We start from the raw sequence: 14,353 nt of genomic DNA, 5'->3' as shown, positions 1-14,353 counted from the left end.
CGTTCGTCGTCGCGGACGAACGCCTGGGGGTGGGGGCGACCCTATGGTGTGGCCCATGTCGAAGTTGAGCGAGATCCATGACTGGCTCCAGGTGCGCCTGCCGGAGCTGCTGGCCGAGCACCGGGTGCCCGGCGCGGCGATCGCGGTGTACGCCGGGGGCGAGGTCGTCGACCATGCCGCCGGGGTGCTGAACAACGCGACCGGCGTGACGGCCACGCCCGACTCCCTGTTCCAGATCGGTTCGGTCACCAAGGTGTGGACGGCCACGCTGGTCCTGCAGCTGGCCGACGAGGGCGTGCTGGACCTCGACGCGCCGGTGCGCCGCTACCTGCCCGAGTTCGCGCTGGCCGACGGGGCCGCCGCGGCGGTGGCCACGGTGCGGCAGCTGCTGTGCCACACGGCGGGGTTCGAGGGTGACATCTTCACCGACACCGGCCCGGGCGACGACTGCGTCGAGAAGTACGTCGCGACGCTGGGCGGCACTTCGCAGCTGTTCCCGCCCGGCGAGCTGTTCTCCTACAACAACGCCGGATACTGCGTGCTCGGGCGGATCGTGGAGGTGCTGCGCGGCAAGCCGTACGACGCCTGCCTGCGCGAGTTCCTGTTCGCGCCGCTGGGGCTGAGCCACGCCGCGACCGGCCCGTACGAGGCGATCCTGCACCGTGCCGCCGTCGGCCACCTGCAGCCGGACCCGGACGCCGATCCGGTGCCCGCACCGATCTGGGCGCTGGTCCGCTCGAACGCGCCGGCCGGGGCGATGCTCGCCATGCGCCCGCGGGACCTGCTGGCCTTCGTCCGCATGCACCTCGACGGCGGCCGCGCCGCGGACGGCACCGCGGTGCTGAGCCCGGCCTCGGTCGCCGCCATGCGCGAGCGCCAGGTCACGGTGCCCGTGTCGGGGCTGATGGGCGACGCCTGGGGGCTGGGCTGGGAGCTGTTCGACTGGCCGGGCGGCGAGGTGTTCGGCCACGACGGCGGCACCATCGGGCAGTCCGCGTTCCTGCGCGTCGCGCCGGAGCAGGGCGTGGCGGTCGCCCTGAACGTCAACGGCGGCAACCCGTTCGCGCTGTACACCGCGATCTTCCCGCACCTGCTGCGCGAGCTCGCCGGGATCGAGATGCCCGCGCTGCCGGTGCCGCCCGCCGACCCGCAACCGGTCGACGCGGCCCGCTACCTGGGCACCTATGAGTCCGAGGTGGGCGCGCTGGTGGTGACGCAGGACGGCGACGGGCGGATCTGGCTGGAGCAGACACCCCGCGGCATCCTCGCCGAGCTCGGCGGCAAGGCCGAGCGCAGCGAGCTGGTGCACCTGCACGGCGACGTCTTCCTGCCCGCCGAGCCGACGCACGGCGTGCACCTGCCGCAGGCCTTCGTCGGCGACGACGGCGGCCGGGCCCGATACGTCCACAGCGGACGCGCCACCCGGCGCACGGCCTGATCCTTCAACTGGAGGCACGATGAGATCTCTGACGACGGTCACGGCGGCGGGTGCGCTGACCCTGGCGCTCGCCGCCTGCGGCGGTGGCGGGCAGCCCGCGGGCGGCGGGTCCTATGCCGAGGGCAAGACCTTCACCCTGGTGCTGGGGTCCGACCCGGGCACCCTCGACCCGCACTTCACCTCGGTCTCCACCGCGCTGCAGGCAGGTCGTTTCCTGTACGACTCGCTGGTCAACGTGGACGAGCACGGCAGCATGGTCGCGGGCCTGGCGGAGAAGTGGGACGGGACCACCACCAGCGCGACGTTCACCCTGCGCAAGGGGATCACCTGCGGTGACGGCAGCCCGCTCACCGCGACCGACATCGCCGCGAACATCACCTTCGTCGGCGACCCGAAGAACGCGTCCACGCGCATCGGCGTCTACGTGCCGGCGGGCGCGACCGCCGTCGGCGACGACGCGGCCGGCACTGTCACGGTGACCTCGCCGGCGCCCGACGCGTTCCTCGACCGCAACGTCGGCGGGCTGCCGATCGTGTGCAAGAAGGGCATGGCCGCGCGCGACCAGCTCAAGCAGGGCTCCGACGGCACCGGCATGTTCACCGTCAGCGAGGCCGTCGCCGGCGACCACTACACGCTGACCCGGCGCAAGGAGTACGCGTGGGGGCCCGGCGACTGGAAGAAGGAGCAGGCGGGCCTGCCCGACAAGGTCGTGCTGCGCGTCGTCGCCAACGGCACCACCGCGGCGAACCTGCTGCTGTCCGGTGAGGTGAACGCGGCCGTCATGGTCGGCCCGGACCAGCAGCGCCTGCGCGCGGCGAAGCTGCACGAGCGCGTGGTCGCCTCGCCGCTCGGGGAGCTGTGGTTCAACCAGAAGAAGGGCATGCCCGGAGCGGACGAGGCCGTCCGGCGCGCGCTCACCCAGGCACTCGACCTCGACCAGCTCGGCCAGGTCGTCACCAGCGGCAGCGGGCAGCGCTCGGCCGGGCTGGTCGCACCGGGCGGTCCGTGCCCGGCGGGCAAGGCGGCGTCGCTGCTGCCCGCCAAGGACACCACCGCCGCGAAGTCCGCCCTGGACGCCGCGGGCTGGACCGCGGGCGCCGACGGGGTACGCGCCAAGGACGGCAAGAAGCTCGCCGTGCTGCTGTACTTCCCGACCAGCGTCGGCCAGGGCACCCAGGCCGCGGCGGAGCTGCTGCAGAAGGAGTGGACGGCGCTCGGCGCGCAGGTCACCGTGAAGGGCCTCAGCGACGCCGAGATCGGGCAGCTCGTCATCGGCGGGCAGGGCGCGTGGCAGGCGGCGATCCTGCCGCTCGGGGTGAACCTGCCGACCCAGCTGGTGCCGTTCCTGTCCGGCGCGACGCCGCCCAACGGCGTCAACCTCGCCTCGATCGACAACCCCGACTACACGGCGAACGTGCAGGCGGCGTCGGCGATCGCGGGCAGCGGCGGCTGCGACAAGTGGCAGGCCGCCGAGGAGGCGCTGTTCAAGCGGCTCGACGTGGTGCCGTTCGTGGACTCGACGGTGCCGATCTTCGGCAAGGGCGCCCAGTTCGAGCTGAGCCAGGGCAGCGTCACCCCGGGTTCGATCCGCATGCTCGCCTGACGGACCCGTACCGCACGACGGTGCCACGACCCGGGATCGGGTCGTGGCACCGCCTTTTTCCCCCGCAGTGGTGCGGGCGGACAGGGTCGACCGGGTCGCCTTGTGCGGGCGTACCAAGACCGGGCGGGCGGCCGGCGGGCAGGATCTGATCACCGAACCCGACGATGTGACGGAGGCCATGCCGGTGACCAGCACGACCGCCTCCGCCCCGGGGTTCGCCCACCTGCTCGGCAACCCGTGGCTGCGCTTCGCGGCCCGCCGCCTCGGCCGGCTGCTCGTCTCGGTCTGGGTGCTCGTCACCGGCGCCTTCCTGATGATCCACCTGATTCCGGGCGACCCGGTCCGGGCGGCGCTGGGCAACACCGCGCCCGTGGAGCTGGTCGAGGCCCGCCGCGAGGCGTTGGGCCTGAACGACCCGCTCTGGCAGCAGTACGCCGACTACCTGCGCCACCTGGTCGGCGGCGACTTCGGCACCTCGATGCTGTCCGGCCTGCCGGTGTCCGAGGTGATCGGCGACCGGCTGCCCGCCACGGCCGAGCTGGCCGTGCTCGCCTTCGCGCTCGCGGTCCTCGCGTCGATCCCGCTCGGCCTGGCCATGGCGGTGCTGACCCGGGGTGGCCGGCGCAAACCGGTCGAACTGGCGTTCACCTCCGGCAGCGTGCTGCTCGCGGTGGTGCCCGAGTTCCTGGTCGCGGTCGGGCTGGTCTACGTGTTCAGCGTCGAGCTGGGCTGGGCCCCGGTGGCGATGCGGCAGGGGCCGTCGTCGTACGTGCTGCCGGTGCTGGCCCTGGCCGTCGGCCCGGCGTCGATCCTGGCCCGCATCGTGCGGGTGGAGACGCTCGCGGTGCTGCAGGCCGAGTACATCCGCACCGCGCGGGCCAAACGCCTGCCCGACCGGCGGGTCTACCTGCGGCACGCGCTGCCGAACGCGCTGACCGCCACCATCACCGTCGGCGGGCTGCTGCTGGGCGGCATGGTCGCCGGAACGGTGCTGGCCGAGAACGTGTTCGCCTGGCCGGGCCTGGGCAGCACCATCGTCGGTTCGATCCTGGCCAAGGACTACCCCGTGGTGCAGGGCGTGGTGCTGGTGTACGGCCTGGGCGTGCTGCTGGTCAACCTCGTGGTCGACGTGGCGCTGGCGCTGCTCGACCCCCGTTCCACGATCAGGGAGAGCTGAGCGGTGACGTCGCGGGCGAGGTGGGCCGGTGTGCTGCGGACCCCGGTGGGCGCGGCCGCGGCCGTGCTGCTGGGCGCGGTGCTGCTGCTGGCGGTGCTCGCGCCGCTGCTGTGGGGCGGCCGGGCCGACGAGGTCGACACGGCGCACATCCTGGCCCCCGCGTCGGCGGAGCACTGGGCGGGCACCGACAACCTGGGCCGGGACATCTTCTTCCGGGTGCTGGTCGCCACGCGTACGTCGGTGCGGCTGGCGCTCCTGGCGACCGCCGTGGGCGTGGCCGTCGGGTTGCTGCTCGGCACACTGCCGCTGCTGCTCGGGCCGCGGCTGGGCCGCCTGGTCACGGCGGCGGTGAACATCGCGGTGGCGTTCCCCGGCCTGCTGCTGGCGCTGTCGTTCGCGGTGATCTTCGGGGCGGGGGCGAGCGGCGCGGTGCCCGCGATCGGGCTGGCCATCGCCCCGGCGTTCGCCCGGCTGACCCAGACCCTGGCCGCGAGCGTGGCCGGGCGTGACTTCGTGGCGGCCGCGCGCATCGCCGGGGTCGGGCGGGTCCGCGTGCTGCTGCGCCACGTGCTGCCCAACATCGCCGAACCACTGCTGGTCAACGCGACCATGGCGGCGGGCGGTTCGCTGCTGGCCTTCGCGGGCCTGTCGTTCCTGGGCCTGGGCGTGCAGGCGCCGGACTACGACTGGGGGCGGCTGCTCGGCGAGGGCCTCAACGGCATCTACCTCAACCCTGCCGCCGCGCTGGTGCCCGGCGTGGCCGTCGTGCTGGCCGGGCTGGCGTTCAACCTCGTGGGCGAGGCGGCGGCGAAGGCCGTCGGGCCACGTACGGCGACAGCCGGCGGCCGAAAGCGAGCGACCGACGATGCTCGGCCGACGCCGACGCCGACGCCGACGCCGACGACGGCCGTGCCGGTGCGGCCGCAGCAGTCGGCGCAGGCCGATGCGTTGCTGATCGTGGAGGACCTGAAGGTTTCGTTCGGGCCGGTGACGCCGGTCCGGGGAGTCGGGTTCACGCTGGGGCGCGGCGAGGCCGTGGGCATCGTGGGGGAGTCCGGGTCCGGCAAGAGCCTGACCGCGCTCGCCGTCGCGCAGCTGATCGAACGGCCGGGCCGGATCGAGGCGAGGCGGCTGGAGTTGCTCGGCGACGACCTGCTGCGGACGCCGCCCCGGGCCCGGCCGCGGCTGCTCGGCACGTCGCTGGCGATGGTGTTCCAGGACCCGATGACCTCGTTCAACCCGGTGCAGCGCGTCGGCCGCCAGCTCGCCGAGGTGGCCGAGCAGCACCTGGGCCACCGGCGCGGGCCGGCCCTGGCGCGTGCCGTCGATCGGCTGCGCGCGGTGCGCATCCCGGGCGCGGCGCGGCGGGCCCGCCAGTTCCCGCACGAGTTCTCGGGCGGGATGCGGCAACGCGCCATGATCGGCATGGGCCTGATGGGCGAGCCGAAACTGATCATCGCCGATGAGCCGACCACCGCGCTCGACGTGACGGTGCAGCGCCAGGTGCTCGCGCTGCTGGCCGACGTACGGGCCGCCGACGACGTGGCCGTTCTGCTGATCAGTCACGACCTCGGCGTCGTCGAGCAGGTCTGCGACCGGGTGCTGGTCATGTACGCGGGGCGGATCGTCGAGGACCTGCCGGTGGCACGGCTGCGCGACGGGGCGCGGCACCCGTACACGCGGGCACTGCTCGGTGCGGTGCCGGACCTGGCCACCGACCGCGACCAGCCGCTGGTGGTGATTCCCGGCCGGCCCGCTGACCCGGCCGCACCGACACCGGGCTGCGCCTTCGCGCCGCGCTGCCCGCTGGCCGACGACCACTGCAAGCGCGCCGACCCCGCGCTGATCGAGGACGGGTCCGGCGGACGGGTGGCGTGCTGGCACGCCGAGCAGCGCCCCGAGCCGGCGCCGGCCGCCGCGACGGAGGGGGAGGGGCGATGAGCGAGCTGACCTTCGAGGACGTCACCGTCCGGTACGGCAGCGGGCGGCGGGAGATGACCGCGGTCGACAGGGTGCACCTGACGGTGCCGTCCGGTGCGGTCGTCGGACTCGTCGGTGAGTCCGGCTCCGGTAAGTCGACGCTGGCCAGGGCCGCGGTCGGGCTGACCCCGGTGGCCGGTGGACGGATCCTGCTCGACGGGCGGCCGCTGCCGCGCGGCGGTCGGCGTCCGCTGCAGATGGTGTTCCAGGACCCGTACTCCTCGCTCGACCCGCGGATGACGATCGGCTCCTCGATCGCCGAGGCGATCCCGCGCGGAGCGGTGCCGGGTGCGGCGGCCCGCCGCGACGAGGTGGCCAGGCTGCTGGACCTGGTGGACCTGCCCGCCGACCGCGCCGGGTGCCACCCGGCCGAGCTGTCCGGCGGGCAGCGGCAGCGGGTCGCGCTGGCGCGGGCGCTCGCCGGGCGGCCCGACGTGGTGATCGCCGACGAGATCACCTCGGCGCTGGACGTGTCCATCCAGGGCACCGTGCTGAACCTGGTGCGCGACCTGCATCGCGAACTGCGGTTGTCGATGCTGTTCATCACGCACGACCTGGCCGTGGTGCGCTATGTCAGCGACTACATCGCGGTGATGTACCTGGGCCGCATCGTCGAGTACGGGCCGGCCGAGTCGGTGCTCGCCGACCCGCGTCACCCGTACACCGGCGAACTGCTGGCCGCCGCACGGCGGGGCGGGCCGCAGGCCGCGGACACCGTGCCCGCGTCGGTCGCCGACGCCGAACCGGCCGACCCGCACCACCCGCCGACCGGCTGCCGGTTCCATCCGCGCTGCCCGGTCGGGCCCCTGGTCCACCCGGACCGCACCGTGTGCCGCGACACCGCGCCCACCGGCGACGGCCGCCCCCACCGCGCCGCCTGCCATTTCGTGAGCAGCGCCGCCGACCCGGCCGCTGCCTGACCGACGACCGCCGCCCCACCGGGTGGCGCACGACATCGACCCTGACCGACCAGCGAGGAGATCCCGGTGACCACACGCCAGCGAATCGACGATCTGACCAAGTTCGCGGTGCCCGAGCAGCCCGCGCTGTCCCCCGACGGCGGCTCGATCCTGTACGTGCTGCGCACCGCGGACGCCGAGGCCGACCGCAACCGGCACGCGATCTGGCGCGTCGGCACGCGGACCGGTGAAGCCGAGCAGCTCACGCGCGGCGACGCCGACTCCGCCCCGGCCTGGTCGCCGGACGGGACCCGGATCGCGTTCCTGCGCGCCCAGGACGGCCCGGCCCAGCTGTGGCTGCTGCCCGTGGCGGGCGGCGAGCCGACCCGGCTGACCACCCTGCCGATGGGCGCTGGCGCTCCGGTGTGGAGCCCCGACGGCACGCGGATCGCGTTCGGCGCGGCGGTGGACGCCCACGCCGCCGACGGCGAGGACGACGCGGCGCGCGCCGAGCGGGCCAAGGCCCCGATCGTCGCGAACCGGCTCGACTACCAGGCCGACGGCGCGGGCCTGCTGCGCACGATGCGCAAGCACCTGCACGTGCTCGACGTCGCCACCGGGCAGGTGCGCCAGGTGACCCGGGGGGACTGGCACGCCGGTGACCCGTCCTGGTCGCCCGACGGCACCCGGCTCGCCTTCGCCGCCGCCACCGCGCCCGACGCCGACCTGCGCGTACGCGTTCCGGTGCACGTCGTCGGCCTCGCCGACCCGGCGGCCGCGCCGCGCCAGGTCGGGCTCGCCGACGGCGTCGCCGGACCGGTCGGGTGGACTCCCGACGGGCAGCACCTGCTGGTCGTCGGCGGCGTCGCCGGGCCGGTCGGGCACGCCCGGCTGCTGCGGCTGCCGCTGGACGGCGGCCCGGTCGTGGACCTGGCCGGGGCGCTGGACCGCAACGTCATGGCGGGCGGCCCCGGCTACCCCGGTGCGGTGCCGCGGCTGGTGGACGGCGGGCGCACCGTGCTGTTCTGCGTACGCGACCGCGGCTGCACCCACCTGTACGCGGTGGACGCCGACGGCGGCACGCCCCGCCCGGTCGTCGCCGAGGCAGGGCTCAACGTGTCCGGGATGACCGTCGCCGGGGACACGGCGGCCGTCGTGCTCGGCACGCTTACGTCATACGGCGAGATCGTGACCGTGGACCCGGCCACCGGCACGCGCGACGTGCGCACCTCGCACGGCACGGACCTGTCCGGGCTGTACGCCCGTGAGGAGCGCGAGTTCACCGTCTCCGACGGCACGGTGGTGCACGGCTGGCTCGTGCGCGACCCCGCGGTCACCGGCCCGCGCCCGCTGCTGCTCGACATCCACGGCGGCCCGCACAACGCGTGGAACGGCGCGGCCGACGAGATCCACCTCTACCACCAGGAACTCGCCGCCCGCGGCTGGACGGTGCTGCTGCTCAACCCGCGCGCCAGCGACGGCTACGGCGAGAGCTTCTTCAACGCCGCGATCGGCGCGTGGGGCGACGGCGACGCCAAGGACTTCCTGGAGCCGATCGACCAGCTCGTCGCCGAAGGGCTCGCCGACCCGGCCCGGCTCGCGGTCACCGGCTACAGCTACGGCGGGTTCATGACCTGCTACCTGACCAGCCGGGACGGCCGCTTCGCGGCGGCCGTGGCGGGCGGGGTCGTCAGCGACCTCGACAGCATGGCGGGGACCTCCGACCAGGGCCACTTCCTCGCCGAGCACGAGCTGGGCGGCCTGCCGTGGCACGACCCGGCCCGGTACGCGGCGATGTCGCCGTTCGTGCGGGTGGACCAGGTGCGTACGCCCACCCTCGTGATCCACGGCGGCGCGGACCTGCGCTGCCCCGTCGGGCAGGCCCAGCAGTGGCACGCCGCGCTGCGCGAGAACGGGGTGCCGACCAGCCTGGTGCTCTACCCCGAGGGTTCGCACCTGTTCATCCTCGACGGCCCGCCCTCGCACCGCGCCGACTTCAACCGCCGCGTCGTCGACTGGGTGGAGCAGTACGCCGGGACCGGCCGCCCGCCGGTCGACGCCGCGCACTGGCAGCGCCGCCTGTCCGCGCTGGCCGCCAAGCACCAGGTGCCCGGCGCGACGCTGGGCATCCTGCGGGTCGGCGCCGACGGCCGGCCCGACGAGCTGGCCGAGGCCGCGTACGGCGTGCTCAACGCCGACACCGGCGTGGTCGCCACCACCGACTCGGTGTTCCAGATCGGCTCGATCTCGAAGGTGTGGACCGCGACCGTCGCGCTGCAACTGGCCGACGAGGGTCTGCTGGACCTCGACGCCCCGCTCGTGCAGGTGCTGCCCGAGCTGCGGCTGTCCGACGCCGACGTGGCCAAGCAGGTCACCATGCGGCACCTGCTGACGCACACCAGCGGCATCGACGGCGACGTGTTCGACGACACCGGCCGCGGCGACGACTGCCTGGAGGCGTACACCGCACTGCTCGCCGAGGTCGCGCAGAACCACCCGCTCGGCGCGACCTGGTCCTACTGCAACTCCGGGTTCTCGCTGGCCGGCTACGTCATCGAGCGGCTCACCGGCGGGACCTGGGACAAGGCGATGCGGGAGCGGCTGTTCACCCCGCTCGGCCTGACCCGCACCGGCACCCTGCCCGAGGAGGCGCTGCTGCACCGCGCCGCCGTGGGCCACGTGGCCGGCCCGGACGGCACCCAGCTGCGCGCACCCGTCTGGGGCCTGCCGCGGGCGCTCGGCCCGGCCGGGCTGATCAGCTCCACCGCAGCCGACGTGCTCGCCTTCGCGCGGATGCACCTCACCGGTGGGCTCGCCGCCGACGGCACCCGGGTGCTGAGCGCGGACAGCACCGCCGCGATGGCGGAAATGCACGCCGACCTGCCCGACAAGCACTCCCTCGGCGACTCGTGGGGGCTGGGCTGGATCCGGTTCGGCTGGGACGGCGCGCGCCTGATCGGCCACGACGGCAACACCATCGGGCAGGCCGCGTTCCTGCGCATGCTGCCCGGCCAGGGCCTCGCGGTCACCATGCTCACCAACGGCGGCAACGCCCGCGACCTGTACGAGGAGCTGTACCGGGAGATCTTCGCCGAGCTCGCCGGGGTCGGCATGCCGCACCCGCTCACCCCGCCGGCCGACCCGGTCGACGCGGACCTGACGCCGCACGTGGGTGTGTACGAGCGGGCCGGTTCCCGGATGGAGGTGCTCGCCGACGGCGTGCTGCGGGTGACCATCACCGGGCCGCTGGCCTCGCTGCTGCCGGACCCCGTGCACGAGTTCACGCTCACCCCGGTCGCCACCGACCTGTACGTCGTGCGCGAGCCCGGCCAGCAGACGTGGTCGCCGGTGACGTTCTACGGCCTGCCGACCGGCGAGCGGTACCTGCACTTCGGCGTCCGCGCCACCCCGAAGATCGCCTGACACCCCCTCCTCAGGGTGGAAAGGAAGGGCACCTTCACAACGCTCCGCGTTGTAGAAGGTGCCCTTCCCATCATCCGGGCTGGTGCGTGGGGACGAAACGAGGGCCTGGTGTTGTCCGCCGGGACGAACTAGCCTTGCCGTCCTGCTCCTATGTTCGGACGGTGCTAGCCCCCGTGAAGCTGAACCTGCGTTCCCAGGCCACCCTCGGCCGCGTGCTCGACGACCTCGGCGCGACGCTGCTCGAACTGGTGCACGGCGACGCGGACCGCGGCGGCGACATCGGCGGCGTCGCCATCCACGACCCGCTCGAAGAGCCCGTGCTTCCGCAGCGCGCCCTGGTGCTCGGCGTCGGCCTGCGCGAACCGGCCGAGATCGCATCCCTGCTGCACAGCCTGGGCCGGCACGACGCGACCGCGCTCGTGCTGCGTGCACCGCTGCCGCTGACCCCCGAACTCCGGCAGGCCGCCGACGACTCGGGCGTGGCGCTGCTCGCGCTGACCCGGGGCGCGTCGTGGGCGCAGCTGGCCGCGCTGCTGCGGGCGCTGCTGGCCGAGGGCGACGTCGGCGAGGGCGAACCGCAGACCATCGGGGGGATGCCCTCGGGCGACCTCTTCGCCCTCGCCAACGCGGTCGCGGCACTGCTCGACGCGCCGGTGACGATCGAGGATCGCAGTTCCCGGGTGCTGGCGTTCTCCGGGCGGCAGGACGAGGCCGACCCGTCCCGGGTGGAGACGATCCTGGGCCGCCAGGTGCCCGAGCAGTACGCGAAGCTGCTGGCCGAGCGCGGCGTGTTCCGCGATCTCTACCGCAGCGACCAGCCGGTGTTCGTCGAGCCGCCGGGCGAGCCGGGCGGGTTCAGCGTGCCGCGGGTCGCGGTGGCGGTGCGCGCCGGTGACGAGGTGCTCGGCTCGATCTGGGCGGCCGTGCGCGAGCCGCTGACCGCCGAGCGCAGCCAGGCGCTGCGCGACGCGGCGCGCCTGGTCGCACTGCACATGCTGCGGATCCGGGCCGGTGCGGACGTGGCCCGGCGGCTGCGCGCCGACCTGCTCAGCACGGCCCTGGAAGGTGGCACGGGCGCGCGTGAGGCGCTGCACCGCCTCGGCCTGGCCGACCAGCCGGTGGTGGTGCTGGCCCTGGCCATGCTGCCGCCCGGCGACGAGTCCATCGGCGCGGACGTCAACCTCACCGGCGAGCGCCAGCGCCTGGCCGACGGCCTGGCGATGCACCTCACCGCCGTGCATCCGCGCTGTGTGGCGGCGCTGGTCGGCGACGTGGCGTACGGGCTGCTGCCGGTGGCCCGCGACGGCGACGGCGAGCAGCGCGCGCTGCGTATCGCCACCGACTTCCTCGACCGGGTCGGCGACCGGGTGCGCGCCGTGATCGGCATCGGCGCGGTGGCGGCCGACGCGGGCGGGCTCGCCGACGCGCGGGCCGGGGCCGACCGGGCGCTGCGGGTGCTGCGCTCCGCCCCGGCGCACGGCCCGCGCGGGCACCGCGTGGCTCGGCTGTCCGACGTGCACGTGGAGTCGCTGGTGCTGGAGCTGCGCGACCTGGTGGCGGCGCGCGGCGACCGGCCGACCGGGCCGGTGGCACGGCTGTTCGCGTACGACGAGCAGCACCAGACGAACCTGGTGGACACCCTGCGGGCGTGGCTGGACGCGTTCGGCGACGTCATCGCGGCGTCGGCGGCGATGTACGTGCACCCGAACACGTTCCGCTACCGGCTGCGCCGCCTGGCCGAGGTCGGCGGCCTGGACCTGACCGACCCCGAGGCCCGCTTCGCGGCCATGCTCCAGCTGCGTGTCATCACGCCCGGGTCGGCGGCCGAACGCCGCCCCTGACCGGGATCAGCGGCCGGCCGCGGCGCGGTGGTCGTCCCACAGCTGGTTGAGCAGCGCCCGGTCGCCGCGGCTTGACCGGTAGGTGGCCTCCTCGATCGCGCTCGCGCCGTGGACCGTCTGCGCGTACGGGTCCGCGCCCGCGGCGACCAGGGCGCGGATCAGCGCGATGTCGCCGCCGTTCATCAAGGCGACGTACAGCGGGGTGCGGCCGATGCGGTCGCGGGCGTCGACGGGCAGGCCAGCCGCGTCGAGCAGCGGCAGCAGGCGCGGGTGGTCGACCCACATCGCCATGTGCCGCAGCGACCAGCCGCTGCCGTCGCGCATCAGCGGGTCGACGACGCCCCTGGCCAGGCCGTCGAGCAGCCAGTCGGTGTCGCCGTCGAGCATCCGCTCGCGGACCCGGGTGCGCTGGGCGGCCAACGCCTTCGGCAGCCGCCCGGCCCCGGTCAGCCAGGTGTCGCGTACCGCGAAGCACCCCGCGCTCGCCCCGCCCATCACCCGCAGCGCCTGCTCGCGGCGTAACTCGTCGGCGTCGTGGCCGTGCAGCCGCAGCGCGCCGTCGCGTACGCCCACCAGGTGCCACTCACCCCGGCAGCGCACCCGCACGGGAGCACCGGGCTCACCTACCGCCGACTCCGGCACCGGCTCGCGGACCGACGGCACGCCCGCACCGGGGAGGGCGGGCGGCAGCGTCGGGAACAGTGCCGCGCGCAGCAGCGGGTGCAGGTCGCCCGGGGTCATCAGGCCGGCGTGCAGCAGCGCGAGGTCGGCCGGGACCGGCCCGCTCGCGACGGTGGGCGGCCCCTCGTTGTAGTCGTGCGGATCCGACTCCGCGGCGACGAGTTCGTCCCCGACACTGACGTTGAGGTGCGCCCCGAACAGGGTGTCCACCCGCTCGGCGGGGAATCGGGGGCGCTCGGTGAACGTCGCGGCGACGGCACGGATCTCGTCGGCGAGGCCGACCGGGCAGGTCGGTGGGCCGGAGCCGCGTTGCAGCGCCTTGGTGTCGGTGAACGGCAGTTCGATGCCGCAGGCCCGCCAGGCGGCCGCGTAGTCGCCCGCGGCGAGCATCAGGTAGACACGCTCGGTCGCGGCCGCCGCGTCGTCGCCGGTGCCGAGCGCGGACCAGGGCAGCGGTGTGCCGTCGGGCGCGAGCAGCGGCGGCCGGTCCGCAGAGCAGCCCCAGGCGGCTCGTAACGCCGCGGTCTCGCGGACGTCCCAGGTCTGGCGGGGCGCGACGTACCACCGGTTCCTCATCCAGTTCAGATCGGCGAGCGTCGCGACGGTCAGCAGCAGCCGCTGCGGGCCGGTCGGCGATAGCGGCAGGCGCACCCGGAGCAGCGGGGTGCCGTGGTCGACGGCGCGCGGCGCGAGCACCGCGCTGGTCCGGGCCCGCAGCGTCGTCATGCCGCCGTGATGCCGGGGCAGGTGCCAGAGCAGCAGGTCCAGGGCGAGGTGGTGCAGGTCCTCGTCGATGGCCGCGGCGGCCTCCGTGCCGAACCGGTGCCGGACGTCGTCGAGGTCCAGGTCGACGTCGGTGTCGGCGAGCGCCGCGGCCGTACGCCAGTCACCGGCGGCGCGGGCGTCGGCCGCCGCGGCGACGGCCTGCGGGGTGGGCATGCGGGTGCGGATGCGCCGCCACTGCGCCAGGTCGCCGCGCAGCAGCGTGATCATCCGCACACCTCCAGGACGGGTGGGTGGCAGGCCGGCCGGATTCGAACCGGCGTCCTCCAACTGCGCGAAGTGGCGCGACGACCTCTGCGCTACAGCCTGCCGCGGGCAGCCTAATGGACACCCCCGACAGCGGGCCGGGCGCGCATGCCGTGACAGGCGCGCCTATGGTGTGCGCTGTTCGCGAGTCAGGTTCGCACCCCGGGTATCGAGAAGGTCATGAGCACCGACACCACCACCGGCGAAGAGGTCGAGTACGCCGTTCCCGCCGTCGTCGACAGCCCCGACGGCGTGCACCCGCCCGCCGGGCGGCTCGGCGCC

Annotated in this window: 8 protein-coding genes and 1 tRNA gene; 7 read left to right on the top strand and 2 right to left on the bottom strand. The window is 74.7% G+C overall.

Annotation, left to right across the window (positions count from 1 at the left end; translation table 11 throughout):
- Positions 1 to 55: 55 nt before the first annotated feature.
- From Cco03nite_RS40575 to Cco03nite_RS40545, 7 genes are all read left to right on the top strand, one after another.
- Positions 56 to 1,438 (top strand): serine hydrolase domain-containing protein, encoded by a 1,383-nt coding sequence (locus tag Cco03nite_RS40575; protein ID WP_203699369.1) that lies wholly within the window; start codon positions 56 to 58, stop codon positions 1,436 to 1,438.
- Positions 1,439 to 1,457: 19 nt separating this feature from the next.
- A complete protein-coding gene (locus Cco03nite_RS40570; protein ID WP_203699368.1) occupies positions 1,458 to 3,041 on the top strand; it encodes an ABC transporter substrate-binding protein in 1,584 nt (527 codons plus the stop codon).
- A gap of 43 nt (positions 3,042 to 3,084) precedes the next feature.
- Entirely contained in the window at positions 3,085 to 4,218 is a 1,134-nt protein-coding gene (locus Cco03nite_RS40565; protein ID WP_239168061.1) for an ABC transporter permease, read from the top strand.
- A 30-nt stretch (positions 4,219 to 4,248) separates the two neighbouring features.
- The gene (locus tag Cco03nite_RS40560; RefSeq protein ID WP_203699367.1) at positions 4,249 to 6,159 is read left to right on the top strand and encodes a dipeptide/oligopeptide/nickel ABC transporter permease/ATP-binding protein; all 1,911 of its coding nucleotides are present in this window, start codon (positions 4,249 to 4,251) and stop codon (positions 6,157 to 6,159) included.
- Positions 6,156 to 7,118: an ABC transporter ATP-binding protein gene (locus Cco03nite_RS40555; protein WP_203699366.1), complete on the top strand. Its 963-nt coding sequence runs from the start codon at positions 6,156 to 6,158 to the stop codon at positions 7,116 to 7,118. The genes Cco03nite_RS40560 and Cco03nite_RS40555 overlap by 4 nt, the downstream gene beginning before the upstream one ends.
- 66 nt (positions 7,119 to 7,184) lie before the next feature.
- A complete protein-coding gene (locus Cco03nite_RS40550; protein WP_203699365.1) occupies positions 7,185 to 10,520 on the top strand; it encodes a serine hydrolase in 3,336 nt (1,111 codons plus the stop codon).
- 161 nt (positions 10,521 to 10,681) lie between these two features.
- Positions 10,682 to 12,361, top strand: a complete 1,680-nt coding sequence (locus Cco03nite_RS40545; protein WP_239168060.1) for a PucR family transcriptional regulator — start codon at positions 10,682 to 10,684, stop codon at positions 12,359 to 12,361.
- Between the two features lie 6 nt (positions 12,362 to 12,367).
- Here Cco03nite_RS40545 and Cco03nite_RS40540 read toward each other — a convergent pair whose 3' ends face one another.
- Positions 12,368 to 14,035 (bottom strand): ankyrin repeat domain-containing protein, encoded by a 1,668-nt coding sequence (locus Cco03nite_RS40540; protein WP_203699364.1) that lies wholly within the window; start codon positions 14,033 to 14,035, stop codon positions 12,368 to 12,370.
- Positions 14,036 to 14,061: 26 nt separating this feature from the next.
- Positions 14,062 to 14,134: transfer RNA gene (locus Cco03nite_RS40535), tRNA-OTHER, on the bottom strand.
- Positions 14,135 to 14,353 lie beyond the last annotated feature (219 nt).

The sequence above is a fragment of the Catellatospora coxensis genome (assembly GCF_016862635.1).
Lineage (GTDB): Bacteria > Actinomycetota > Actinomycetes > Mycobacteriales > Micromonosporaceae > Catellatospora > Catellatospora coxensis.
This window is presented reverse-complemented; position numbering and strand designations above follow the sequence as displayed.

Coding starts and splice junctions, on each gene's coding strand:
- Cco03nite_RS40555 (WP_203699366.1), top strand. CDS start 6,156: ATGAGCGAGCTGACCTTCGAGGACGTCACCGTCCGGTACGGCAGCGGG.
- Cco03nite_RS40570 (WP_203699368.1), top strand. CDS start 1,458: ATGAGATCTCTGACGACGGTCACGGCGGCGGGTGCGCTGACCCTGGCG.
- Cco03nite_RS40540 (WP_203699364.1), bottom strand. CDS start 14,035: ATGATCACGCTGCTGCGCGGCGACCTGGCGCAGTGGCGGCGCATCCGC.
- Cco03nite_RS40575 (WP_203699369.1), top strand. CDS start 56: ATGTCGAAGTTGAGCGAGATCCATGACTGGCTCCAGGTGCGCCTGCCG.